The organism is Flagellimonas maritima (assembly GCF_003269425.1).
GTDB lineage: Bacteria > Bacteroidota > Bacteroidia > Flavobacteriales > Flavobacteriaceae > Flagellimonas > Flagellimonas maritima.
Genome location: NZ_CP030104.1, coordinates 3,530,176 through 3,556,548, shown reverse-complemented (window position 1 = coordinate 3,556,548; position 26,373 = coordinate 3,530,176). Strand labels below are relative to the sequence as shown.

The following is a 26,373-nucleotide window of genomic DNA, read 5'->3' as shown; positions in this document are numbered from 1 at the left end:
ATTTTAGATGTTAAATTCTGAGAAGTTTTGTGTTTTTACGTTTTTCCAATCTTCCGAAATTATACTGTAGTAAACATCATTTTTACTTTTACCTTCTGAATCAACGTAATTATTTCTAAAGATACCTTCTTGGGTTGCTCCTAATTTTTCAATGGCTCTTTGTGAACGAGTATTTTCTTGGTCAGCACTGAATTGGATTCTTCTAAAACCTATATTTTCAAATCCGAATTTCAACAATTCATATTTACAAGCTTTATTTAAGCCAGTTCCTTGAAAATCTTTTCCGTACCAAGTCCACCCAATTTCACATTTCTGACTAACAATATGGATGTTTCCATATCGTGTACTTCCTGCGACTTTTCCATTTTTTTTATCAATAATTAAAAATGGATAGCAAACACCGTTTTCCTTGTCTTTAAGTGTATTCTTTATATAATTTTCAAAATCAAATTCTGCTCGTATAAACATTCCCATATACTTCCAAATTTCGTTATTGAATATTATTGCTTTCAGTTCTTGGTTTCTGGTATTTTCAAAAGGAATTAGTAAAACTCTATTATTTTCAAGTTTTATATCTGATTTCAAAATTTCTATATTCATTATTTTTTGCTTGTTGCTAAGGGTCTCGTATAGCCGTCAATTACGAGTTTATATGTTTTACTTTTTGGCCTGGAATTGATGTTAACACTCCCGAGTGGATTCAGTCAGCGCTGAGCGGAGCAGAAGAGTAGGCGAGAACTAACCATTAATTATATACGGTGTTGCCAACAGTATTTTTATTTAATAATATATTGTCGTTTCAGATTTTGGAAATTTCAATTCCGTATTTCCAGGATAAAAACCATTCATTGTCGGCAAAGTTTCCAATTTCCTAATCATTTCTTCTTTCTCTATTTTTGAGTTTTCATTCTCACAATCTTCGGTTTCCTTTTCGTATTTTATTTTTCCATTTGAGAGATTGTAGTCAAAAGTGAAGAAATAATCACAAGGTGAGCCAAAATTCACAGCTGCTCCGATTAATTGAAATTCTCCGCTTTGAAATCTAAATCTATGCGTATAAATCCATTTTTGACGACTACCTCCAAAATGATTAATTACAATACAATTTCGTTCAATTGATATTCCCTCGAAAGGGTCTCCCATCATTCCTCCGTGTTGACTTGGTAATATTGCACCAACTGATTTTTTCCACAACTCCCATTTATCACTGTTTATTTTATAAATGAATATTTGTCTTTCTGTTCCTAAATCAGTTTCCTTTTCTGTATCGTAAACTATTACTTTTTCAGAAATTCCATCTTCGTCTATATCTCCTTCTGTTTCGGCAAGAATTTTAAACGATTTTGGTATTTGAATTATTTCAGATTTTTTATTTTCCTGACTTTTACAAGAAGCAAGCGAAAAAATAAATAGAACTAAAATGTATATAGATAATCGTTTTTTCATATTGTTGGCAACGGCTCCATATATGAAAAGTAGCGCTGAAAATAAGCTGTTTCTTTCCAAAAACGCCAAAACCTTAGTTTCAGTAATGACTTGCACTTTTTTTTATATACATTGTAAGTGTTGTTAGGCAACGTTTTTATTCTCGTAATGCTTGATTTCATTGAGTTCCGATTCCTTGGTTGCTTGTTCTTCTTCAATATCATAATCATCTTGTAGTCCGAGCCAGAACTTAGCGGAATTCCCAAAATATTTACTTAATCGTAAAGCTGTGTCGGCTGTTATTCGACGTTTACCTTTTACAATTTCTGAAATTCTCGTTTGTGGTATTTTCAAGTCTTTTGAAAGTCGGTAAGCCGTAATTTCCAAAGGCTCAAGAAACTCATAAAATAAGATTTCGCCAGGATGAACATTTGCTAACTTTTTCATTTTATTTTTCTTTAGTGATAATCAATAACTTCAACTTTGCTCGTATTTCCGTCGTTCCATTGAAATATTATTCGCCATTGTTTATTTATTCGGATGCTATAAAATCCACTTAAATTTCCAGTCAGTTTTTCCAGACGATTTGAAGGCGGAATTTTTAAATCAGCAATATCTTGTGAGTTATTCAGCATTCTTAATTTTCGACGTCCAACTTTTTGAACTTCAATCGGCATTTTTTTGACTCGAATACCATTCCAAATTTGTTCGGTCTGTTTCGAGCCAAAGGAAATAATCATAGTTTCGTTTTACGTTACTAACGACAAAAGTAAGTATAAAGTTTGTTTTTTGAAAATGTTACCTAATGGTTTCGGCTATGAGTAGTTGCGTAGTGCCTCCGACGAGCATAGCGAGAGGAAGGCAGAGCGACTTAACTTTGCAAATACACACCAAACTGAAAATCCGCAAGAATTTTCAGAAGCCTGTCCTGAGCGGAGCCGAAGGGTAGGCGAGAACGGCGCCATTACTTATAGCCATTGTTGCCTGTAGTTATTTATATTTTTTCATATAGTATTCAAAAGTTTCATAGACTTCTTCTAAAGCTGAAAAGTTCACAAATAAATGCCATTCTTTTCCATAATCACTTTCCAGTCCGTGTAATATCATATCTCGGTCTTCTTTAAAACGTCTCCGTAAAAAGTCCAATCGCTGTTTTAGATTAATGTTAAAATTTTTTAAAGGTTCAATGTTGTCACGTCTAAAATCCCAATCTCCAGTCAAAAATTTGTATTTCGTGTCGCTTATTTCATAATCTGGTTTCCAAGGAATTTTACGCAAATAACTGTCTAATGAATTAAATTCTTGATTTAAATCAATTTCAAGGTTTTGTTTGTCAATTAAATATTGTCCTAAAGTTCTAACTATTCCCTCAATAGATGTTAGTATTAGTAAATTACAAGCTCTATATGATTTAATTTCATACGTTTTACAAATTTCAAGAAGTGTTCCTTTGAAATTTTTTAGAAGTTCCAATTTTTTAAAATATGGAAGAATTGTGTTTTTAAATTGAGAATAAGAGTCTGGTAAATAACTTGATAAATCCTCAATTTTAAAATTATTTGTAGCAATATTTAATGCATCATAATATCTTAAGTTGTCAATCCAAAACAGGTCGTATTTAATACTTCCATAATATGAATTTGCAATTATAAATGACGTGTCTATATCAAGATTACTAATTGGAATTATCCCTTGATTTTTAAAATGGTCGACGATTTTTTCTTTATCCAATTGATGAGCCAAATAACCTACGTAATCCGAAAGTCGTTTTAAACTTCTTTTAATTCTTTGTTCTTTGTAAAAGGAAATTTTTTCTGACTCTTTGTGTGGCATTTCAACTAATTGGATTGAATGATTGAAACATACATTGATGAATTTTTTCAATGTTTCTTCTCTTTCTAAATATTGTTTTGGGTCATTCTCTGTAAAAATGTCCGAAGTCAATTTTTTATCTAATTCTCCAATTGTAATATCCATTTCGTATAATTACAGGCAACGGAAGCGCTATACGCAGTGCGGCCGTGGATTTTGTTCTGTTGGGTATCCAAGATAGCCATAAAGGGCAAAATACGGGTAAGGCCGTGCCAAATTGCTTATGGCCACATGTTCATGTCAGTTCAACCGTGCTTGCTGGGCTCTCTGGCCAGGCGCCGGACCTGAAGAGGGGGGAAAGCAATTTGGTACAGCGCTTCCGTTCAGGTCGATTTCCCGTGGGGCGGGGTTTTGCGAAGCAAAATATAGCAACGCGGGTCGGCACCGGCCGAATTGACCTGAACGGTTAAGGATATGAGTAGTTGCGTGGTTTATCGATTAACTTTGCAAGTACACACCAAACTGAAAATCCGCAAGGATTTTCAGAAGTAAGCGAGAACAAGCAATTACTTATAGCATCTATGTAAAAGCAGCGTGTCCTTTATCTTTAAAGTTCTCTAAAACAAAAAGATATGAAAACAGGACACACTGCAAGACCCAAGTTATTCATTGGTATCGACATACACAAGCGCAGTTGGAAGGTCCACTGTGCCACGGACCTGTCCTCCGGTAGGACCTTTTCCATGTCCCCGGACCCGGAAGGGCTAAGGGAATATGTGGAGCGGCACTATCCGGGTCATGAGGTTTCGACGGCCTACGAGGCGGGATGTTGCGGTTATCGGGCCCATCGTTCTTTCGAGGGTTATGGCTGGTGCTCACTGGTGGTGAACCCTGCCGATATATTCAGGAAGGGCAAGGAGCGCCATACCAAGACGGACCGTATAGATGCGCAGCTCATAGCCCGTGAACTGAAGGACGGCCGTTTGGAGGGCATCGTGGTCCCCGATCCGGAACGGGAACAGTTGCGCAGCCTGTTCCGCAGAAGGAACGACCTTGTCAAGGACATGCGCCAGATCAAGAGCTATATCAAGATGCAGCTGCTGTATTACGGCATCAAGGTTCCCGAGCGGTACGACAACGATAACTGGAGCCACGCTTTCAGGGACTGGTTGGACAATTTGGAATTCGCACACCCAACGGGGAAAGAGGTACTAGAAAGCCGCATGCGCAGTTTCCGTTTTATAGACCGGGAGTTCAGGGACGTATCGACCCAATTGCGCAAATGGACCAAGAAACATTACAAGGGGGACTATATGCTTTTGCGCAGCATTCCCGGTATCGGCCCCATCGTGGCCAGTGGCATATTGAGCGAACTGGGAGATCTGCGCAGGTTCAACAACATCAAGCAACTGGCGGGCTATGTTGGACTCTCACCTGGTATTTATCAAAGTGGCGACACCATAAGGCACACGGGAGTAAGTATGCGTGCCCACCGATTGATACGCAGTTATTTTATAGAGGCCTCATGGCAGGCCATACGCACGGACCCGGTGATGCAGGGATACTACCGGAAGCACCAGGGCAAGAACGTGAAATCCGTGATCGTCAAAGTGGCCCGTAAGCTTTTGAGCCGTACGTTGGCGGTCATAAAAACGGGAATCCCCTATGAAATAGGGGTTATAGCATAATAAAACCATAACAAAGCTCACAATGGAAGTAGAGAAGTTTGGATCACAGAACAATGTAGGTGACCTTGCCCATGGCAGGGATCACATCGGTTAGCAAGTGACCAAACTTATTATAGCTTATGATCGTACAGATGCTGGTGAACACAAAAAAAAGTGTATCACATATAGGATGCCGAGCAAGTTATATTAAAAGAAAAAAAGTGGTTTAAGGCAAAAAGAAAATATTACTTAACTTTAGAGAACTGGACTAGGGCTTTTCATAGGAGCCATTGTTGTACACCGTTTTTATTTATTTTTTAATATCTGTTCAACATATTTTCTGTGATTGTCAAATCCGTTCTTTTCGGGATTTTCCAAGTCAACCATTCCATCAATTCCAGAGTCATAAATCTGCCAATTATGCTTTTTCGATAATTCAATCAAGGCGTAGATTGCATTTTCTCCGTATAATGAAAGCATAAAGTTACTTGAATGCTCATTATCGGCAAAAAAGTCAATCGTGAAATCAGTTCCGCTTATTTCTCTGTGATTATCGTCTTTTTTTATTCGGTCAAATGAGCTTTCTAAAATTCCGCAAAAATCAGTCGGTTCGAGTTGGTTTTCGTCAAGTTCCGCAACTGATTCTATTTTCTGTCTTGAATTAAAAAGTACAATGTCCCAACTCATAGTTTAAAGTTTTTCCATTTCTCCAAACCCATAAGTTCGGTCAGATAAGTTTGAATAATAGACATAATTTCCATTTTCAAGAACGTCAATAATTTTGACATCTATTTTTTGTCCTATCAAATATTCATATTCAGGTTTAGAAACTTTTAAATAAGTCAAAACATAATTATAAGGTGATATCCATTCGATTTTATAGATGGATTTTGAGTCTTTTGTTTTCTCAATCTGTTTTCTTTTCCGTCTTTTAATTTTAACGTCTCTATATTCAGGGTTTATATATCTATATTTTCCTTTTCCAAAATCCGCAACACAATTTGAGTCCAGTTCTTTTATAGATTCATATTTTGAATTCACTATCGTAAATGGATAGTCAAAGCATTGATTGCTAAATTTACTTCCTGGTAAAAAGTCAATTCCTTTCCTGTATTCTATAATCTGTTGAATAACATCTTTGTTTTTGTAAGTAGTTCTTTCTGGAATTTCAGTCACAGAAACCGTTTCCCCATTCTCTCCGATGCAAATTTTTACATATAGATATTCAACAACTTCAACATCATCGACGAAAAAATACTGCTGAATTTGAGAAAAAGTCAGAGAGGATTGTAAAATAAAAGTCAGAAATATAATTTTTCGCATAAGTTTGGTCAAATGGTGTACAACGGAAGCGCTATACGCAGTGCGGCCGTGGATTTTGTTCTGTTGGGTATCTAAGATAGCCATAAAGGGCAAAATACGGGTAAGGCCGTGCCAAATTGCCTATAGCCAGGTGTTCATGTCAGTTCGACCCTGCGCGCTGTCTTGTCTGGCCGGGCGCCGGACCTGAAGAGGGGAAAAGCAATTTGGTACAGCGCTTCCGTTCAGGTCGATTTCCCGTGGGGCGGGGTTTTGCGAAGCAAAATATAGCAACGCGGGTCGGCACCGGCCGAATTGACCTGAACGGTTCGGCTAAGCGTAATGCGGAGGCAAGGAAACTTTTCGTTTCCGTCTGCGCACGAAGCTAAAGCTTTTGGTTTCGCTTTTTCTTTTTTTTGTCCAAAGCTAAATCCCAAAGATTTAGCGACCTTATAAATATACACAGACCTTTCGTTTTAGCCTAAAGTCCGCATTACGTTTAGGTTTTGTTGTAGTGCGTTTTTTACTATTTTATTTTGAAAGTGGGTACAAGGGAAGAGTAAATAGTAACATTCAATAATATTATTTTACTTCGTGTTTATTAGAAAATAAAGTTGGAGGTGAAATATTTAGGTTTATTTTTAGTTTTCAATATTTATAAAGTCTTTTAGTTTTATGATGAAGTTCAAAGGATACAGATATCTTATCATTTTATTACTTACTATTCTTGCTTGTGAAAGTGGGGAAGAAGAGGAGACCTTTACCCCTGATGATGATACCAATGTAAATACGAATGTAAAAATTGAGGATATTCTAGGAACATGGTTCATTTATTCAGGAGAATTTATGGACACTAGTGTTCAGATAGCGCCACGTTTCCCAGTATGTGGATATGAATACTTAGTCTTTTCCGAAAATAGCAGATATGAAGAAGTTTTATATAACAACGATGACTGTGTTCCTGTTAAAAAAACGGGCAATTGGAAAATTGAAAACGGAATAATATCAATCTCGTTTTCATCAGGAGAAGTGGAGGAGCTTTCAATTATCGATTTCAAATCCTCTGAATTAGTGATCAGGTTTCTATTTGATTTTGATGATGATGGAAATAAAGATGTTTTCAAAGCTAATTTAAAACGTTATGACCCCATTACTAATAACCACATAGCCACCTCTTTTGAAAGAGATTCCGATGAAACATCACTTTTGAAATTTAATTGGAAGCAAGAAACAGATGTTAATTCGTTTACTGGTTATGAGGTATATCGTTCCATAGACGGGTCTTGTACAAAAGAAAATGCGGTACTCCTCACAGAAATTGGGGATATTAACAACACTACTTTTATCGATTACGATCCACCAGCTACCACAAATACCTTATGCTATTTTTTGAGAGTATATTCTGATGATGTTTTGGTTGGCGAAAGTAGATTACTTACTGAAAACCCAAAAGATTTAATTATTCCAAATACACCTAATCTGAATAGTGTTAGTGTAGATGGTGAAACTATTCTTTTAGAATGGAGTGAATATGACATCCCATACTTTTCCCATTACGAAATAGTTTATGCAAGTACCGACGGAACAAATTTGCTTTTCCATGAAGAGGACAGTGTCAAAACGATTAATGCTATCGAAGAAACCAGTTTTCTTGATACCGACCCACCATATATTGAAAATCCGTTTTACGCAGTTTATGCTTATAATATTTTTGGTACGAATGTGGTATCCAATTACGAACAGGTAACTTTTAGACAAAAAGATTTATTCGGGCCAATTTATTTAAGCCATCTAGAAGTTGATGATGATGAACCCGCCGTATACTTACACGGAAGCAGTCAAATTCCGAGTTGGGCCAGTTATGATGCCTATGCGATACTGAGACTTAATTATGATCAAGGTGTGCTTGAATCAACTACAAGTGAAGAAGTCTATGTTGCGGGTGAATTTCCGTTTAGAAAACCATTTAATTTTTCCGAGGGAAAAGAGTTGGTAGTAAATGGGCGAAATAATTTACATTTTTTAAATCCGACATCGCTTTCAGAGATTTTCTCCTTTGGTTCCTTTTACCTATTTGAGGAATTTAATGTATCTAGTATTGTAGATTTCACATATACAAAAAATGGCTTTTTGGTTGTTATCGATACCGACTCCATATTCATTTTTCAAAGAAATGGGGAAGAATTAATGCTTCTTGACAAACAAATTCATTTCGAAACACATCACGGAGACAACCTATATAGAATAATCCATGTGAACGACGATGAAATAATAGTCGGGCATAAAAATGATCAGGAAAGCATCCTGTATGCCGTTGATGATAATGGTATTTTACAGAATAGGAGAGTGATTACGCTACCACTTAGTTCCGATTATATTGCCAAATATAAAAATACCTCTTTTTACAGTGACTCGGGTAACTTACTGATTAATTACGGTCAAAGAAAACTATATTCTACAATTTCTTTTCAGGTTGAAGCTCAATTACCTGAAGATTTGTTTGCACTAGGTTTATCCAATGATGCGAAATTTATTTTTGCATCTACCATTGACCCTGATTGGTTTGGAAGTGATGTGCAAACAGAATTTTTAAAACGTGAAGTATTACTTTACGATACAGAAACAAGTGAAATACAAACCATTAAAACGAAGGGCTACCCTATTAGAATATTTGAAAATAACGTTGGTGAGATATTTTCAATATCAATTCCGGAAAACCAAATAATTACTGGTTTTGATGTATTTGTTGAGAAAATAAATTTCTTATAAAACCTGACGTATGAATTTTTTTCTACTGAAAAGGTCATGGCGGTTTTTTAGTTGGAATTAACCATCCTATCCTTCAATGATTAATATTTTGAAGACCTTTTTTACATACTACAAAAATTTAAAAAGTAATAGATTTGACAAAATGCACTACAACGGAAGCGCTATACGCAGTGCGGCCTTGGATTTTGTTCTGTTGGGTATCTAAGATAGCCATAAAGGGCAAAATACGGGTAAGGCCGTGCCAAATTGCTTATGGCCAGGTGTTCATGTCAGTTCGACCCTGCGCGCTGTCTTATCTGGCCGGGCACCGGACCTGAAGAAGGGAAAAGCAATTTGGTACAGCGCTTCCGTTCAGGTCGATTTCCCGTGGGGCGGGGTTTTGCGAAGCAAAATATAGCAACGCGGGTCGGCACCGGCCGAATTGACCTGAACGGTTCGGCTATGAGTAGTTGCGTGGATTAGCACTAAACTTAGCAAGTACGCACCAAACTGAAAATCCGCAAGGATTTTCAGAAGAAGGCGAGAATAAGCAATTACTTATAGCTATTGTTGGCAGTAGTTTTTTCTTTTTTAAATTCAATAATATCGTTCATAAATTCCGCCAATTTGATTTCAAATTTTCTTTTTGTCATACTGATTGAAGCAATAGTGTGTTCATTATCATTCCAATTTTTCGGGAACTCGGTAGAGGCTTTTACTTCATGTATTCCTTGACCTTTTTTTCTTGGTTTTTCAAACATTGGGTCAACAATAAAACACAAGAAAAATGACAGTTTAGAGTCGTACTTGTATTCCATTTTCCAATGCTCATCATCCCACCATTCAAAATTAGAGTCCATCGTTTTTATCTCCCAATCTTCATTAAGAAGCTTCTGTTCAATTTGATATTTATATCCGCTTCTTTTCAATTCGTTTCTTCTTGTTTTATTATTTCTCTGAGGTCTCTTAAAAACATTAAAAATTTTAATCCTCTGTTACATTCAGGACAATATTTAGTCTTCTGAATCATAGGATTATCAACAGAAGAGACAAGTTTGAAGTTTTCATAACCAATTCGCTTATTTCCTAAAAATCTCCAATATTCAGATTTGTATGAGCCAAAGTCGACATCGCAAAAATTGCACAATTGTAGTTTAAATCCATTGTAAATCTCATAAACATTGTATTTGTGAATTCCATTTTTGAAGTGATTAATTTCTTCATCTAATCCACCACAATCATCACAAGGTGCAAATTCCTTTACTTCAAGGTTTGTATAGCATATTGGACATTGTTCTGTTTTCATTTGCTCAAATTACTGCCAACGGAAGCGCTATACGCAGTGCGGCCTTGGATTTTGTTCTGTTGGGTATCTAAGATAGCCATAAAGGGCAAAATACGGGTAAGGCCGTGCCAAATTGCTTATGACCAGGTGTTCATGTCAGTTCGACCCTGCGCGCTGTCTTATCTGGCCGGGCGCCGGACCAGGAGAGGGGAAAAAAGCAATTTGGTACAGCGCTTCCGTTCAGGTCGATTTCCCGTGGGGCGGGATTTTGCGAAGCAAAATATAGCAACGCGGGTCGGCACAGGCCGAATTGACCTGAACGTTGTTGTATATGGAAAGTTGCGTGTTTGCGTGCGAGGATTTTCCGAAGGAAAATCAGAAGCTAGCAAACAAAGCAACTCACATTGGTTTATGGTAAAACTAGCAATTTTTATATACAGTGTTGTGGTGCGTATTTTTTATTCATCTAATTCAATTTCATTCATTGGCGGTGGTGGTGGCGGAACAAAATAAATTTTTTCATTCAACCATAATTTAATATCAGTCTTATTTGTAATTCGGTTGTAGGTTTCGGTCAGTTGGTTTAGAGTATTGGGTAGGTTTTTAAATCCATTTTTGTTGTCGTAAGAAATGTAAATCAACAGTTTTTCTGGATTATCACTTAACTTTGGGTTTTTGCCATTATTTTCTAAATCCTTTTTTAAAACATTCTCCAAACTATCTAAAGGGAAGAAATTTTCATCATTTTTATTAATCGTATCGTTATGAATTTCAATGACATTTTTTTGTTTGATTAAAATACAAGCAAAATCTTCCCAACAAGGATTACGGAAATAAATGGTTTTTAATTTATTCTCTGTAGTCAAAGTTATTTTAGGCAAACTATCATTGCACGCAATTCTTTCAGTCCGTTCAAGTAAGTCATTCCATTTTTTGAATTGGTCAATATTTAATTCAACTCCGAGACTGTCATTTTCTCCTTGCCATTTTCCAAATACCTGTCGAGCTAACTGTTTTTCATTTTGGACAGAGTTTTGACACCCGATTATTGTCAAAATCAGCAAAATCAGAAACGATAATTTGATGTTAGCTCTCATTTTTTATATGCACCACAACGGTCTCGGCTATGAGTAGTTGCGTGGGTGAGTACTTAACTTTGCAAGTACACACCAAGTTGGAAATTCCTGCGGAATTTCCAAAGTAAGCGAGAACAAGCAATTATTTATAGCCATTGTTACCTGCAGTTATTTTCTTTTATGCAGTGTAAATTCTCCACTGTAACCAGCAAGACTCATAGCGTTCAAGTTAGTTACAATGGTAAAAGATTCCTCCATCTGTTTTTTGTTAATATCTGAGTAATTTATTTTGGTCGTTATTTCTGGAACTGAATAATCTAAATCTTCTTTATTTTCAATTGACATAAAGTAAAATACATAAACATTGAGTAGTTCAAGATAGTGAGAAGGCAATCTCAAATTAACAGGCTCATTTTTGATGTTTACAGGTAAAACGTAGGTTACGTAATGTTTTAGATTATTTTCAATAGTCAGTCCAAATTTTCTTGGTGGCATTTCTTCATTTTCGGTCGAAAAAGAAATAAGCACATTATTTTTCTCAATTTTTATTCGGTCGCTTTCTTTTACTTCTTTTTCTAACTCACTAATCTTAGAAATGAACAAATCAATATCATAGTAAAATTCAACACTTACATTAGTCGCAGTTCCAAATCCAATATTGTAGCATTTAAGAAAGAATTTCGCAATATTGATTTCATTCGTAAATTCGAGAATTACAGATGTCATTTTTTCTGTTGTCCATTTAATTGGAATTAGATAATCTCCTTTCCGTACTCCTTGAACATTGAAATATGTTTTATCTATAAAAAGATGTGGTCTCGCAGTATTTTCTCTCTGCTTTTTTAATTCCTCAAGTGTTAAATAATAAATGATTGCTGCAACTACAGTGGCTAAAGCACTTATTATTGCTATAATTATATTTATTGTACTTGGTTTCATCTAATTGCAGGTAACGGAAGCGCTATACGCAGTGCGGCCTTGGATTTTGTTCTGTTGGGTATCTAAGATAGCCATAAAGGGCAAAATACAGGTAAGGCCGTGCCAAATTGCTTATGGCCAGGTGTTCATGTCAGTTCGATCCTGCGCACTGGGTTATCTGGCCGGGCGCCGGACCTGAAGAGGGGAAAAAGCAATTTGGTACAGCGCTTCCGTTCAGGTCGATTTCCCGTGGGGCGGGTTTTTGCGAAGCAAAATATAGCAACGCGGGTCGGCACCGGCCGAATTGACCTGAACGGTCTCGTGTATGATTAGTGGCGTGTTTAAGCACCTAATTTAGCAAATAAAAACCAGATAGAAAATCCGCGAGGATTTTCGTAAGTAGGCTTGAACTAGCCATTAATTATACACGTTGTTGTGCTCAGTTTTTATTCTTCTAAATATCCAAATCCCGATAGCAATTCGAACTATTGGTTGTAGATAGGAATAAATCCATTCATAAAACCAATTTACGGGCTTGTTCAATGAAGAAATTCCAAGATAGTATCTTGTAAATGAACAAAGGCTCAATATTCCGATGAATAAAAGCGAAACACCAATCCATTTTCCAAGTCCATTTTCCTGAATGAGTGCAGTACCATATAGGAATGAACCAAGTCCAAAACCGTAAATAACAAGGAAATACTTGCTATCTGAAATTCCGTTTGCAGCATTAATCAATGACTTGAACATACTTTTGGTAATCTCACTTTCAGCATTTACATAGTTAGGTCTCCATATTTGATTTAAGGTGTCTATTAATAAAGATTGTTGAGACATTTCGGTATATGCCCAAACCAACAAGAATAAACTCCCAACAATCATTTGTGTGGGATATTTTTTGAAAAGAATACAAGCGATACCTAAACTTGCAATTATGTTTACCTGAGGGTGGATAAATAATATCCAAAGTTTGGTCAAATATAGTTTATTCTCAAAAAGTAAAGTTTGAGATTCAAAATCTGCAGCTACTGGATTTGGCAGGAATATTAACAAACTGGTTGTTATAGCTCCAAGAATAGAAAAAATTCCAGCAAGTTTTAGAAAGAATTTGTAATTGGCATTGTTCATTGTTTTAATCCAAATTGAGCACAACGGAAGCGCTATACGCAGTGCGGCCTTGGATTTTGTTCTGTTGGTTATCTAAGATAGCCATAAAGGGCAAAATACGGGTAAGGCCGTGCCAAATTGCTTATGGCCAGGTGTTCATGTCAGTTCGACCCTGCGCACTGGGTTATCTGGCCGGGCGCCGGACCAGGAGAGGGGAAAAAGCAATTTGGTACAGCGCTTCCGTTCAGGTCGATTTCCCGTGGGGCGGGATTTTGCGAAGCAAAATATAGCAACGCGGGTCGGCACCGGCCGAATTGACCTGAACGGTTGGTATATGGAAAGTAGGCGATTTCGAAGCTCTAAATTTTCGGTTAAGCATAAAGTTTAAAACGAGCTAAAAGCCTTGATTTTATTACTATTTCGCCTATTATTTATAGCATCTATGTAAAAGCAGCGTGTCCTTTATCTTTAAAGTTCTCTAAAACAAAAAGATATGAAAACAGGACACACTGCAAGACCCAAGTTATTCATTGGTATCGACATACACAAGCGCAGTTGGAAGGTCCACTGTGCCACGGACCTGTCCTCCGGTAGGACCTTTTCCATGTCCCCGGACCCGGAAGGGCTAAGGGAATATGTGGAGCGGCACTATCCGGGTCATGAGGTTTCGACGGCCTACGAGGCGGGATGTTGCGGTTATCGGGCCCATCGTTCTTTCGAGGGTTATGGCTGGTGCTCACTGGTGGTGAACCCTGCCGATATATTCAGGAAGGGCAAGGAGCGCCATACCAAGACGGACCGTATAGATGCGCAGCTCATAGCCCGTGAACTGAAGGACGGCCGTTTGGAGGGCATCGTGGTCCCCGATCCGGAACGGGAACAGTTGCGCAGCCTGTTCCGCAGAAGGAACGACCTTGTCAAGGACATGCGCCAGATCAAGAGCTATATCAAGATGCAGCTGCTGTATTACGGCATCAAGGTTCCCGAGCGGTACGACAACGATAACTGGAGCCACGCTTTCAGGGACTGGTTGGACAATTTGGAATTCGCACACCCAACGGGGAAAGAGGTACTAGAAAGCCGCATGCGCAGTTTCCGTTTTATAGACCGGGAGTTCAGGGACGTATCGACCCAATTGCGCAAATGGACCAAGAAACATTACAAGGGGGACTATATGCTTTTGCGCAGCATTCCCGGTATCGGCCCCATCGTGGCCAGTGGCATATTGAGCGAACTGGGAGATCTGCGCAGGTTCAACAACATCAAGCAACTGGCGGGCTATGTTGGACTCTCACCTGGTATTTATCAAAGTGGCGACACCATAAGGCACACGGGAGTAAGTATGCGTGCCCACCGATTGATACGCAGTTATTTTATAGAGGCCTCATGGCAGGCCATACGCACGGACCCGGTGATGCAGGGATACTACCGGAAGCACCAGGGCAAGAACGTGAAATCCGTGATCGTCAAAGTGGCCCGTAAGCTTTTGAGCCGTACGTTGGCGGTCATAAAAACGGGAATCCCCTATGAAATAGGGGTTATAGCATAATAAAACCATAACAAAGCTCACAATGGAAGTAGAGAAGTTTGGATCACAGAACAATGTAGGTGACCTTGCCCATGGCAGGGATCACATCGGTTAGCAAGTGACCAAACTTATTATAGCTTATGATCGTACAGATGCTGGTGAACACAAAAAAAAGTGTATCACATATAGGATGCCGAGCAAGTTATATTAAAAGAAAAAAAGTGGTTTAAGGCAAAAAGAAAATATTACTTAACTTTAGAGAACTGGACTAGGGCTTTTCATAGGATACATTGTTAGGCAAAGTTTTTATTCCACAATCTTACCATCAATCTGCATTTTGAAATCTCCATTTGCTATAAGTTGTTGTATTCCACTTGAACTTATTTTGTTAGAAACATTCAGTTTTGTGGCGATTAATTTATGGATTCCTTTCTCCCAAGGTTGTTCAGGAAGCTCACTTTTAATTTTTAAAATCAGCTCTTCGTCCAACAATTTTTGTGAAAAACCACCATTATTGTTGTCGTTTGAAAGTCCTTTTTCTTTAAACTCAAAACCATTCTTTTTACATCTTCTTCTTATAAGTCTTAAAAATGACTTTAGAACTTGAACTTCTCCAACTACTTCTAATTTGGTTGTCTCCAAATCTACTTTCTCTATTTTTTTTATAATACTGTTGGACTTACAATATTCATCTCCAGCCCAAAATTCATAGTCTTTTGATAAAAATTCGAATTCATAATTTTCTGGATGATGTAATTCTATAACTCTCATTTTTTTAGATAATGACTGTTTTTTAGTTGGTTTATTGAAGTCATTATTCAACCGATAATCTAATTGATTTTTTAGAAGAGAGGAAAAAGACCTTAAATCCGATATAGTTTCAAGAAGATACTCTTCGTTTATAAATACAGAAGTACTTGTTGTGTTATACTTTTTTCTATAAGCTTTGTCAGTTTTTCCTAGTTTATGGACAAGTAAATGACGTCTGTCGTGTATTTCTTCCATTCTTTTATTTCCTGGATGAAAACTACCTATTTCGATATTAAAATGTCTCTTATAGTACTTTACAATGTCGTTGTAGCCTCCACTACTTAATTTTCTACATTCTTTATTAATTATCATATTTAAAATAGAAGTAGTTGAATCAAGTGATAAAAGTTCTCCTTGAGAGAATTGATGTTTTATGTCTTGTCTTTTAAAAGGTTCTTTAGTTAGAATAAATACGTCTCGTATTAAGTCAACTAACAGAACTTCTAAAGCAGAAACAATTCTAACATATATAATTTCCAATATTATATTTCTCCGAGTTGTTCTTGCTCTTTTTTTTACGCTGAACGGATTAGGTTTTCCTACAGTTAGTCCAAAGTCAGTTTCTTTGGCAAATTTTAGCTTATTATTCCGAATAAAGTTTATTACATTTTCGGTTTCTTCATATGCGTATTTTGTAGCGAAATAGAATCTTTCAAGAACTAATAGTTCATTTAGAAAGTTGGTATATGACTTTAAATTTCGTTTCAAACGGATTGTTTTTCAAATTTTGCCTAACGGAAGCGCTATACGCAGTGCGGCCGTGGATTTTGTTCTGTTGGGTATCTAAGATAGCCATAAAGGGCAAAATACGGGTAAGGCCGTGCCAAATTGCTTATGGCCAGGTGTTCATGTCAGTTCGACCCTGCGCACTGGGTTATCTGGCCGGGCGCCGGACCTGGAGAGGGGGAAAAGCAATTTGGTACAGCGCTTCCGTTCAGGTCGATTTCCCGTGGGGCGGGATTTTGCGAAGCAAAATATAGCAACGCGGGTCGGCGCCGGCCGAATTGACCTGAACGGTTTGGCTATGCGCAGTATCCCGAAGGGTATTGCGTATAGGTTTTGTTGGCAGCTGGCATTTTTTATCGATTTCCTTTAGCTCGATTGTGCGACTTGCACAGCATTTCACAATTCTTAACGTCAGTTGCTCCACCTTTGCTCCATGCAGTCACATGGTCTGCATCCATGTCTTTAAATGCCCAAATTTTGGTTTTGTTAGCATCGTGCCCAATAGCGCAATACGAACAATTGGAGATTCCTTTTTTTTCAGCTTCCTTGGATTGCTTAGCGTATACCGACTTTTTGGTGGCCTCACTGAAAATACGCACGTTCAATAGTTTAGTGTCCGTTGAGCCTCCGAGAGTGTATTCAAAGATTCCCTTATTATCCGTGACAAATGAATCTTCTATCAACGCTTGTACCTGCTCTGATACTTTCTTGGGATCGTAGGGCTTTTTATGGTGTTGTTCATATAGGCGGCCCCATTCCAGCCCGCACATTTCCTTTTCTACATCTAAGAAGGTGGTGCTTACCCAATCGATAACGCTGTTGAAGTAGATCTTCAGTTCATTGATGTTGGAGTCCTTGCGGTGGAGGCTCATGTAGTTGTCTATATTGCCTTTACTAACCCAATCGAGCGCGCATTGCAGAAACTCCTGCCTGTTAGCGCTACCCTTTACATAGGCGGCCCATTTCTGAATGTTGGCATTTTGTGTATTGCTGAACTCCTCCTTTGCCAAGGTGACGAAAGGCCCCGAATAGATGGCGTTGAGTAATTCCTGCGCATTGAGAGGAACACCTGCAATATTGATGGTCTTGAACCATTCCTTTATCTCGCTCTCCTCGCCTTCGCACTCATAAATGGTTAATTTGGTGTTAAGTATTCGCTCTTGCTTGTCTTTAGAGATGCCGCTGAAATACTGCTCCATTCCGTTCTCGTCTTTTACGGCAAAGCGGTTGGTAACATACCGCCCGAAACTGGTAATGCGTTGTTGTCCGTCCAGTACTTCATACTTACCCTTGTCCACCTTTACAAAGTAGATGAGCCCCAAGGGGTATTCCTTCAATAGCGAGTCGATGACAGCCACATCCCTTTTGCCATCGGCATAGATGTAGTTACGCTGGTATTCGGGCTGTATGGTCAGTTGGCCTGCTAACCCGAAAAGTCCCTTGCCCTCCAGTTCGTTGTACACAAAGCCATCGCAGATAGCTGCTATGGTGATATCAGTTTTCAGAGTAGTTTTCATTTGATTGGGTTCTTGTGTTGAATCAAAATTCGAGCATAGACGATAGCCATTGGGCCATCAGCATTCTCGGCTGTGTAGTAAATAGCATTGGGAATATTTTCTAATCTTAAAGTAGACCGTGTATTTGCTTTACTTCCGTTGGATGTACTTCCATTGGGATTATGCTGAATTGGGTTGATATACCTTTTGGTTGGTCTACATTCAAACTCATCTCTTCCAGCTGTCAAACCAACTATCTCAAATTGATCGGGATTGTATTTGTCTAAAAAGCTAATTGGCACTCCCATTGCTCCATTGAAATCACTTGGTATAGCATCGGTAAATGGCACTTCTATTGCATTATAATTATCATATTGCTGAAATGAACCACTTTTACTTTTAAGCTTCTTATTGAAACGTTGATTATCCGCCATGGACATCAGTTGCATTGGTTGATGACGTCTTCCATGATCTATGGTAGTAAACCAACAGGAATTTCCTAAGCGCGTATAGTCTCCGACATATCCTAAGCGTGCAGCTTTCTGTTTGTCTTTTTCATCAACTTCAGTGCCTGGAGGTACTGCAAACACCATATCATTACCATTACCTGTTGCACCTAACCACATCTTGTTCTCCTTAATTAAAGGAAACACCTCTTTATAGGTAATTGCATTCATGTTACCAATAATGACAAACTGTTTATCAGCCTCAAGTATCCATGCTAAAAAATCACGGAACAGCGAAAAAGGTGGGTTAGTAATGATGATGTCGGCCTCATTGCGTAGCGCTTTTACCTCATCACTTTTAAAATCGCCATCACCTTCTAGGTAATTCCATTCTAGGTCGTCAACATCTATCTTTCCATCGCCAGATATGTCGCGGGCCAGGGTAAATATCTTGCCCTTTGTTCGGGTCTTGCTGCTATCGTACTGTGGGGCGCTTTCTTCGAACATGGTCACTTGGTAACCGCCCTTGTAAAGTTTGCTATCTACAGCATAGCTGGTGCTAATGAGTTTCTTAAGACCAAACCGCTCAAAGTTCTGTGCAAAGAACTTTGTGAAGTTACTCCACTCAGGATCATCGCACGGCAGTAAAATGGTCTTGCCTTTGAACACATCAGGGCTGTAATCGAGGTAGGCGTTTATCTCTTTCTCTATATCGTGGTACTGCGTGTAGAACTCATCGTTCTTAGCACGTTTGGCTGCTGTTAGATTACTATTCGCCATTTATTATATTATTTTTTCGATTTCTATTTCGTTAGCTTGCTGCCAACGTTTGTATATATAAACCTATCCAAAAAAGTACTTATATCCAAAAAGGAATATCAGTTATATAACACTTTTTAAGTACTTTTTAGATAACCTATTATAAAAGGGTTATCATACACCTTTTGTATGATTTGCTTATTTCTCTAGCTGTGATTGCATGTAAAAATCCTTTTCAAGACCCTTCTATGTTAGGCTTGGAATTCCATTGACAAGAAAAAGTTATTTTTTGGCTTCGACCAATTCCAATTGCTCTACGCTTACATTGGTGGTAAAGATACCGTAGTTGACAATGGCCTTGTTCTTTTCGAGCGCGTCAATACTGCCCACCGCTTTTCCATCGAACATACGCACGCGATCACCAATTTTAAACACGGGTCTAGGCTTGTCCTTCTTTGTTTGGATGGCTTTCTTTTGCGCGACCTTTTTTTCTTGCCTTACCGTAACGATTTTCTTTTCCAGTTCTTGGGCAATCTGTTTTTTTTGTACCTGTTTGGCCTTTGCTTGTTTTGCAGAGGTTTTTTTACGCTTGCTGTTTTCCGTTTCTACAATGCGCAACAACTCGGAAATTAAGGGCCGTTTCTTTTGGTCCAAAAAGTATTTTTCGGCAACGGTGTTCACCTTATCGCCCAAATGAATCATCCGTTGGTTATGGTCGTACAGTTCTTGGTAGTTTTCCAACTTGGTCTTTACCTTGGTGTTCAATTTTTCCAGTTTTGCTGCTTCTTCCCTTGCTTTTGTTTCTTCATCCTGTAATCTTGAACCCGTCTGCGCCATTTTGGAACGCTCTTTTTGCAACTTTGCAATGGTCTCATCAAAACGTACTTTCCCCTTTTCAATCTTTTTCTTTGACCTGTTAATGAGCGAGTAGGGGATACCGTTCTTCTGGGCCACCTCAAACGTAAATGAACTTCCCGCTTCGCCCAAAATCAATTGAAACGTTGGTTCCAAGGTTTTGGAATTAAAGAGCATGTTGGCATTGGTGGCATGTGGCAACTCATTGGCCAGCGCTTTTAGGTTGGCATAATGCGTAGTGATGACCCCGTAGGCCCCGCGCTCATAGAAAACTTCCAAAAATGTCTCTGCCAGTGCCCCGCCCAGTTCAGGGTCGCTACCGGTGCCAAACTCATCGATCAAAAACAGCGTCTTGTCATTACACTTTTTTAGAAACTGGTTCATATTTTTCAACCGGTAACTGTAGGTGCTCAAATGGTTTTCTATGGACTGATTATCGCCAATATCAGTCAAAATCTTATCGAACAGGCAAACAGTGCTTCTTTCATGAACGGGAATGAGCATTCCGCTCTGCAGCATTACCTGAAGCAGACCAATGGTTTTCAAGGTGATACTTTTTCCGCCAGCGTTTGGCCCTGAAATGACTATGATCCTATTTTCGCTATGTAGCTGGATGGTCTGCGGCCACGTTTTCTCATTTTTAAGTTTGTTGGAAAGATAGAGCAACGGGTGATAGGCGTCTCGGATGAATAATTTTCTTTCCGTATTGATTTCCGGTAGCAGCGCATTTATGTCCAACGCGTATTTTGCCTTTGCCGCCGTTATATCAATATGGACCAGATAATTTTGATAGACACTTAATAACGCATGGAAAGGTCTTATGTAATTGGTAAGTTGATTAAGGATGTGTTGGATTTCCTCTTTTTCCTCAAATTCCAGGTTATTGAGCTCCCGTGTATAGGCAAGAGTGGTCTCCGGTACAATGTAAACGATACTCCCTGTTTTGGAAGTGCCCATCACAGTACCTTTCACCTTTCTGCGATACATGGCCTTTACTGCCAGAACCCTTCTGTTTTCCACTACGGACTCTTTTATTTCATCTAAAAAGTCTGAAGATTGATATCGGGAAAGCGCGACACCAAAACTTTGGTTTATTTTACCGCGTACCTCATTGATCTGCATACGAATAAGGCGCAACCCCTCTGATGCACTATCCCTTATTTCACCAAACTTGTCGATAACATCATCAACGGAAGCTGATATTTCAGTATTGTTTTCCAACGCTTCAGTTCTCTTGTAAAGCAATGGATAGTACTCCTTGAATTTCTTAAAGAACTTTTGGTGCAGAACCACCGTTTTGCAAATAGTCCCGATTCTTCGAAATCCTGGAATTTCCAATGTGGTATTTTCAATCTTCAATAATTTCAGCTCTCCGTTTATACTATCAAAACCATGGTTTGGAATACGGTTATCATTGGAAAATGAAGCCAAATATTCTGAGGTCTGCCCTAGCACTTCCAATAGGTGCTCCCTATCTATAATCGGTTTACTATCAAGTGCTGTATTTTTACCCAACTCTGTATTGCAACGGGCTGAAACCTGTTCCAATACAGTGGGAAATTCTAAATCTTGAAGTGTTTTGTCGTTAATATGCTGCATTTTCTTCTTATAGCGGGGCAAAGATAACGGAAAGGTGATTTTACAAGGTCTATTTAGGTATAAACCCTTATTATTTCGCCATTTCTTTTTCCCATAACGCTTCTTACATAAGCATTGATAGCTTTTTCCATCGAAATTGGATTGTGGCCCTGAAAATAATCCTTGTATTTTTCGTAGGCATCCACGACCAATTCCAGAGAGACCACATTGAGTCGATGTCCATGTTCCAATTCCAACGCAGCAGCCTGGGCAAAACTGTGTATGCCGCCGTTGACCATTGCTGCACTCGCTGTTCTTACCACGGGATCATCTGCAAGCACACCTGTGGAAAGTGTAATGGAACCGCCAGGTTTGAGAAAGCCCTGTCCAATACGGACCAGGTTTACCTGTCCCATGAGCTTACTTCGAATACCTATATAATAATCTTCTTCGCTTAGTTCGTTAAAAGAAGCCCATTTAGCTTCGCCCGCTATACATATTATCGCATCAACCTTTCCTACCTCTCTGAACATTTTTTCGATAGCCTTACTATCTTCAATATTTACGGTTACATCACCAGAGTTTCTTGCCGCAACAATAACTTCGTTCTCTTTTATAAAATGGTCGGTTACTTTTTTTCCTATGGTTCCTTTTCCGCCGATAATCAATATTTTCATAACAATGCATTTTAGGTTATTTTCATCCAAGAAAGATACCATATTTAGAAAATAGATAAACACAATGAACGTTTCCATAGACCCTAGCTGGAAAAACCACCTACAACCAGAATTCCAAAAGCCGTATTTTAATCAATTGGCAGCATTTGTAAAGCAGGAGTATCAGCAATATACCTGTTATCCCAAAGGCTCGGATATATTCGCCGCCTTTGATCATTGTCCCTTTTCCGAAACCAAAGTCGTTATTATAGGACAAGACCCTTATCATGGACCAAATCAGGCAAATGGTTTGTGCTTTTCCGTAAAGGATGGTATTCCGCATCCGCCATCGCTTGTCAATATCTTCAAAGAAGTAAAGGTCGATGTGGAAAAACCATATCCAAAAAGCGGTAATTTGGAACGTTGGGCAGCGCAAGGTGTCCTTTTATTGAACGCTACGTTGACGGTGAGGGCACACCAAGCAGGAAGTCATCAAAACAAAGGTTGGGAACAGTTTACAGATGCTGTTATTAAAATAATTTCTACACGGCAGCAAGGTATTGTTTTTTTATTGTGGGGCGGGTTTGCCAAGAAGAAATCGGCGTTGATAGACAAGACAAAGCACCATATCCTTACTTCCGGCCACCCTTCACCACTGAGTGCAAATAGGGGTTTTTGGTTTGGAAATCAGCATTTTAGTAAAACAAATGCACTACTGGCACGCATGGATAAACCATTAATAGACTGGTAATTTATTATTATTTTTTTTCTTTAAAGTATTGAAAGAATTTCGTACGTTTATCGTATAACAACATGAAAATTACTTTAGTTTGCGCAAGCTGAAATCAGTTCTACTTGTTGACGACGACGAGACCACCAATTTCTTGAATAGATTTTTTGTAAAACAGTTAGATAAAAATTTACAGGTAAATACATCTCGTAATGGTCAAGAAGCCATCGAATTTTTAGAAACTTGTTCCTACAAGGAAAACTTTCCCTGTATATTAATTTTGGATGTAAGTATGCCCGTCATGAATGGATGGGAATTCTTGGAGAATTACGAAAAAAAGTTTAATGACGATTTCAAGAAAAATATAACTATCATAGTGCTGGCAGCAGTGGATGATCATGACGCAGCTAGGCTTGTGATTAAAAATCCCATTATTACCGATATGGTTCAGAAACCGCTTTCAGATGTGAAGCTTAAAGCATTGGTAAAAAAGCATTTTTCTTAAAAATCGTGATTCAGAAACTCAGTGGGATTTTGGATTTCATCAATTAAATTTAAATTAAAAAGCCTTTCTTGAACTTCGGTCACTGTAGCGCTACTGATTTGGGATTGTCCCCACGTTGTTCTTGAAAGCCAGTCTTTGATGTCTTCCAACTTTTGCCCGTATCTATTGGCCAATGTTCGGTCTATACTGGGTATTTGTTTGAACTCAACAGTATACATATTTATTACCTCTAAAATATGTCTCAACAATCCGGCATTGGAATTTAGGAAGGAATCGCTTGCAGCGACAACAAAGCATGGCCAAGGGGTTGGGCAATCCCCAAGTCTTTTAAATATGCCTTTGTCTACCAGCGGCTTGGTTGTATAATGCTCCCACATAAAATAGGCATCGGAACCCCCTACCAAACTTTTAACTGCACCTTTGAGATTATCAATGATTTCAAATTGAAGCGTACCAGTATCCCAACCTTGATTTTGAGCATGGATATATGCCATAAGATGGCTACCACTACCAATACGGCTGATGGCTATTTTATCGTTTTCCAATTCTGCTATGTGTTCCCGTGGACTATTGGCGCTGACATGAATTCCCCAAAGTAGGGGCGAGGAAATATATTCTTGCACTATTTTTGAGGGATTTCCGTGGGAAATGCTTCTAATCAAGCCTTCAGTTAGAATAATGGCCAGGTCTGTTTCTTCGTTTTTTAAGAGTTGGCACATTTTTCCCGTTCCTTCGGGAATATCTGTCCAATCCAATTGAATTCCCCTGTCCTTAAAAGCACCTTCTTCAATGGCGAGGTGCCAAGGCAGATTAAAATGTTCAGGTACGCCAACGATTTTAACTTTTTTCACTCAATTTTTTCTTTAAATAGTCATAGATGGCGTACTGTGATCTAACAAGAGGTTCCCCATCTTTAGTGTCCACCCTTTTATTGCTGTCATCATCATCCAGAATTCTTGCTTTTACATTATCGTTGAGTTGGATCTGTAAAATATCTTTAAGCTCCTTAAAAATGTCCGAATCCAAAATGGGAACAAGAACCTCTATCCGCTTATCGAGGTTTCGTGTCATCCAATCTGCCGATCCAATATACATCTTTTCATCACCTCCATTTTCAAAAAGATAAATTCGCCCATGTTCCAAAAAACGGTCCACAATACTGGTCACATATATGGGCTTATTATTATCGGCCTCACCTTCCAAAGATTTTGAAGCAAGACAGCAAAACCCCCTTACCAATAAACGTACTTCTACACCCGCTTCGCTCGCTCTATAAAGTTCCCCGATCATTTTGGAATCTTCCAGGCTGTTCATCTTTAGCGTAATTTTGGCTTTTTTGCCAGCACTCGCATTGTTGATTTCCTTGGCTATCATATCTAAAAAAGTACTTCTAGTGGTAAAAGGAGAAACCAATAGATGCTTTAATTTTGGAATGATCAGTTCTTTTTCAAGAACCTGAAAGACTTGGTCTAGGTCATTGGTGATTTTTTTATGTGCGGTGAATAGGCCATGGTCACAATAAATTCTTGAAGTTTTTGCATTGAAATTTCCTGTTCCTATGTAAGCATAGTTTTTTACTCTCCCAGATTCCACCCTTTTGACTAAGGCTATTTTTGAATGCACTTTAATGTTTGGAACACTAAAAAATACTTTAGCTCCCTTCTCTTCAAAAATGCGGCCCCATTTTATATTGTTCTCCTCGTCAAACCGAGCTTTTGCCTCAACAAAAAGAACAACTTCTTTTCCGTTATCAAGGGCTTTTAACAGGGCATCGGTTAATACAGAAGTTTTGGCAATTCTGTATAAGGACATTTTTATACAGCTTACATGCTCATCCACTGCTGCTGAACCGATGAGATCCTCAACTACATCAAATTTTTGATAAGGAAAATGAACCAATTGGTCTTTTTTTGAGATAGTCTCAAAAATATCATCTGAATTGGACAGTTGTGGGTGATTCAAGGGAGGCTTGGGAGCGTAAGAGAGTCTGTTATCCTTAAAAGGATTGGGAAACTGAAAAAAATCAGAGAGATTGTGGTATTCTCCTCCCAAAACCATATCAACATCTCCTAAACCCAGTTCCGTTTGTAGGGCAGATACCAATGATTTGGGCATATTCATATCGTACAGCAGTCTTGTCGGTTGGCCGGATTTTCTTTTTCCAAGGGATTCATAGATGATTTCTACCAACTCCGTATTTTCGTAATCATCTTCTAAATAAAGTTCGGCATCCCTGGACAATTTTATTGAATAAGCGCCCAAAACCTTTTTGTTCGGAAATAAATACTTTAGGTTTAATTTTACTACGTCATCCAAATAACAATATTGATGACCATTGCCGGGAATCTCAATAAAACGTTGATGTTTATTGGAGGGAACGGATACAAATTCAAAATCGGATTCTGAAAATTGAACAATTAAATATAGTTGTCCATCTTTAAGGTTTTCAGGCTGTTTAGAACTTAAAATATGGCAATCACGAATAATCTTTTCATTAAAAAAGTTGTTTAGATATTGTTGTTGTTCCGCGTTTATCTCATTTATCCTTTTTAAATGGATACCATGATTCTCGAGAGCGTCCAAAGTATCACGAATGATGTTTCCAAACTGTTCTTGCTGTTCAGCAACCGTTTTTAAAATAAATTTTAGTTTTTTATTTGGTTTTAATATTAGTTTTTTTCTCAATTTCTTATCCACACTTTTAAGTTGGCGTAGTTGGGAAATACGAACCTTAAAATACTCATCGAGATTTGATGAAAAAATAGCTAAAAACTTTAAGCGCTCAAGTAGGGGAGTGCTGGGGTCGGCAGCTTCCAACAATACCCTTTCATTAAAATAAAGCCAATTGACATCCCTGTTTTTTAAGGGCAAGTCTTCCATAATCTATAATTTGTTTAAAAATAGGTAAAGAAACCTTTTTGAACTTAAAGCTAATGTTAAGGCAAAA

Annotated in this window: 24 protein-coding genes; 5 read left to right on the top strand and 19 right to left on the bottom strand. The window is 38.3% G+C overall.

Annotation, left to right across the window (positions count from 1 at the left end):
• Positions 1–3 precede the first annotated feature (3 nt).
• The 5 genes from HME9304_RS15830 to HME9304_RS15810 form a co-directional block, all read right to left on the bottom strand.
• Positions 4–600, bottom strand: a complete 597-nt coding sequence (locus HME9304_RS15830; protein WP_112379498.1) for a GNAT family N-acetyltransferase — start codon at positions 598–600, stop codon at positions 4–6.
• Between the two features lie 180 nt (positions 601–780).
• The gene (locus HME9304_RS15825) at positions 781–1,542 is read right to left on the bottom strand and encodes a hypothetical protein (RefSeq protein WP_239023325.1); all 762 of its coding nucleotides are present in this window, start codon (positions 1,540–1,542) and stop codon (positions 781–783) included.
• A 27-nt stretch (positions 1,543–1,569) separates the two neighbouring features.
• Positions 1,570–1,872, bottom strand: a complete 303-nt coding sequence (locus HME9304_RS15820) for a HigA family addiction module antitoxin (protein WP_112379497.1) — start codon at positions 1,870–1,872, stop codon at positions 1,570–1,572.
• Positions 1,873–1,883: 11 nt separating this feature from the next.
• The gene (locus HME9304_RS15815; RefSeq protein WP_112379496.1) at positions 1,884–2,165 is read right to left on the bottom strand and encodes a type II toxin-antitoxin system RelE/ParE family toxin; all 282 of its coding nucleotides are present in this window, start codon (positions 2,163–2,165) and stop codon (positions 1,884–1,886) included.
• Positions 2,166–2,415: 250 nt separating this feature from the next.
• Complete coding sequence (locus tag HME9304_RS15810; protein WP_112379495.1) at positions 2,416–3,402, bottom strand: hypothetical protein; 987 nt, start codon at positions 3,400–3,402, stop codon at positions 2,416–2,418.
• A gap of 467 nt (positions 3,403–3,869) precedes the next feature.
• On the opposite strand from HME9304_RS15810, the gene HME9304_RS15800 reads away from it, so the two are divergent.
• Positions 3,870–4,925 carry an IS110 family RNA-guided transposase gene (locus HME9304_RS15800; RefSeq protein ID WP_112377951.1) on the top strand — a complete coding sequence of 352 codons (1,056 nt, stop codon included), beginning with the start codon at positions 3,870–3,872 and terminating at the stop codon, positions 4,923–4,925.
• A 285-nt stretch (positions 4,926–5,210) separates the two neighbouring features.
• On the opposite strand, the gene HME9304_RS15795 is transcribed toward HME9304_RS15800, so the two are convergent.
• Both HME9304_RS15795 and HME9304_RS15790 read right to left on the bottom strand, forming a co-directional pair.
• The gene (locus tag HME9304_RS15795) at positions 5,211–5,591 is read right to left on the bottom strand and encodes a hypothetical protein (RefSeq protein WP_112379493.1); all 381 of its coding nucleotides are present in this window, start codon (positions 5,589–5,591) and stop codon (positions 5,211–5,213) included.
• Positions 5,592–5,594: 3 nt separating this feature from the next.
• Positions 5,595–6,227 carry a hypothetical protein gene (locus tag HME9304_RS15790; protein ID WP_112379871.1) on the bottom strand — a complete coding sequence of 211 codons (633 nt, stop codon included), beginning with the start codon at positions 6,225–6,227 and terminating at the stop codon, positions 5,595–5,597.
• A gap of 651 nt (positions 6,228–6,878) precedes the next feature.
• Here HME9304_RS15790 and HME9304_RS15780 point away from each other — a divergent pair.
• Positions 6,879–8,972, top strand: a complete 2,094-nt coding sequence (locus HME9304_RS15780; RefSeq protein ID WP_112379491.1) for a lipocalin family protein — start codon at positions 6,879–6,881, stop codon at positions 8,970–8,972.
• 533 nt (positions 8,973–9,505) lie between these two features.
• Here HME9304_RS15780 and HME9304_RS17050 read toward each other — a convergent pair.
• The 5 genes from HME9304_RS17050 to HME9304_RS15750 form a co-directional block, all read right to left on the bottom strand.
• Positions 9,506–9,880, bottom strand: a complete 375-nt coding sequence (locus tag HME9304_RS17050; RefSeq protein WP_206170478.1) for a hypothetical protein — start codon at positions 9,878–9,880, stop codon at positions 9,506–9,508.
• Positions 9,877–10,257, bottom strand: coding sequence for a hypothetical protein (locus HME9304_RS15770; protein WP_112379489.1), 381 nt, complete (start codon positions 10,255–10,257; stop codon positions 9,877–9,879). The genes HME9304_RS17050 and HME9304_RS15770 overlap by 4 nt, the downstream gene beginning before the upstream one ends.
• 437 nt (positions 10,258–10,694) lie before the next feature.
• Entirely contained in the window at positions 10,695–11,333 is a 639-nt protein-coding gene (locus tag HME9304_RS15760) for a hypothetical protein (protein WP_112379487.1), read from the bottom strand.
• A gap of 147 nt (positions 11,334–11,480) precedes the next feature.
• Entirely contained in the window at positions 11,481–12,251 is a 771-nt protein-coding gene (locus tag HME9304_RS15755; protein ID WP_112379486.1) for a hypothetical protein, read from the bottom strand.
• Positions 12,252–12,647: 396 nt separating this feature from the next.
• A complete protein-coding gene (locus tag HME9304_RS15750; RefSeq protein ID WP_112379485.1) occupies positions 12,648–13,358 on the bottom strand; it encodes a hypothetical protein in 711 nt (236 codons plus the stop codon).
• A 472-nt stretch (positions 13,359–13,830) separates the two neighbouring features.
• Between HME9304_RS15750 and HME9304_RS15745 the strand changes: the two genes are divergently transcribed.
• Entirely contained in the window at positions 13,831–14,886 is a 1,056-nt protein-coding gene (locus tag HME9304_RS15745; RefSeq protein ID WP_112377951.1) for an IS110 family RNA-guided transposase, read from the top strand.
• A gap of 285 nt (positions 14,887–15,171) precedes the next feature.
• Here the strand turns inward: HME9304_RS15745 and HME9304_RS15740 are convergent, their stop codons facing one another.
• The 5 genes from HME9304_RS15740 to HME9304_RS15720 form a co-directional block, all read right to left on the bottom strand.
• The gene (locus tag HME9304_RS15740; protein WP_112379484.1) at positions 15,172–16,383 is read right to left on the bottom strand and encodes a hypothetical protein; all 1,212 of its coding nucleotides are present in this window, start codon (positions 16,381–16,383) and stop codon (positions 15,172–15,174) included.
• Between the two features lie 371 nt (positions 16,384–16,754).
• Positions 16,755–17,918 carry a GmrSD restriction endonuclease domain-containing protein gene (locus tag HME9304_RS15735; RefSeq protein ID WP_112379483.1) on the bottom strand — a complete coding sequence of 388 codons (1,164 nt, stop codon included), beginning with the start codon at positions 17,916–17,918 and terminating at the stop codon, positions 16,755–16,757.
• Entirely contained in the window at positions 17,915–19,123 is a 1,209-nt protein-coding gene (locus HME9304_RS15730; protein WP_112379482.1) for an adenine-specific methyltransferase EcoRI family protein, read from the bottom strand. The genes HME9304_RS15735 and HME9304_RS15730 overlap by 4 nt, the downstream gene beginning before the upstream one ends.
• Positions 19,124–19,384: 261 nt before the next feature.
• The gene (locus tag HME9304_RS15725; protein ID WP_112379481.1) at positions 19,385–21,556 is read right to left on the bottom strand and encodes an endonuclease MutS2; all 2,172 of its coding nucleotides are present in this window, start codon (positions 21,554–21,556) and stop codon (positions 19,385–19,387) included.
• Positions 21,557–21,609: 53 nt separating this feature from the next.
• Positions 21,610–22,212: a short chain dehydrogenase gene (locus tag HME9304_RS15720; protein WP_112379870.1), complete on the bottom strand. Its 603-nt coding sequence runs from the start codon at positions 22,210–22,212 to the stop codon at positions 21,610–21,612.
• A gap of 64 nt (positions 22,213–22,276) precedes the next feature.
• Here HME9304_RS15720 and HME9304_RS15715 point away from each other — a divergent pair, with 64 nt between their 5' ends.
• Together HME9304_RS15715 and HME9304_RS15710 are read left to right on the top strand one after the other, a co-directional pair.
• Positions 22,277–22,942 (top strand): uracil-DNA glycosylase, encoded by a 666-nt coding sequence (locus tag HME9304_RS15715; RefSeq protein WP_112379480.1) that lies wholly within the window; start codon positions 22,277–22,279, stop codon positions 22,940–22,942.
• Positions 22,943–23,021: 79 nt separating this feature from the next.
• Entirely contained in the window at positions 23,022–23,426 is a 405-nt protein-coding gene (locus tag HME9304_RS15710) for a response regulator (protein WP_112379479.1), read from the top strand.
• On the opposite strand, the gene HME9304_RS15705 is transcribed toward HME9304_RS15710, so the two are convergent.
• Positions 23,423–24,277 (bottom strand): substrate-binding domain-containing protein, encoded by an 855-nt coding sequence (locus HME9304_RS15705; RefSeq protein ID WP_112379478.1) that lies wholly within the window; start codon positions 24,275–24,277, stop codon positions 23,423–23,425. The genes HME9304_RS15710 and HME9304_RS15705 overlap by 4 nt on opposite strands.
• Positions 24,264–26,306 (bottom strand): polyphosphate kinase 1, encoded by a 2,043-nt coding sequence (gene ppk1, locus HME9304_RS15700; RefSeq protein ID WP_112379477.1) that lies wholly within the window; start codon positions 26,304–26,306, stop codon positions 24,264–24,266. Before ppk1 ends, HME9304_RS15705 begins: the two co-directional genes overlap by 14 nt.
• Positions 26,307–26,373 lie beyond the last annotated feature (67 nt).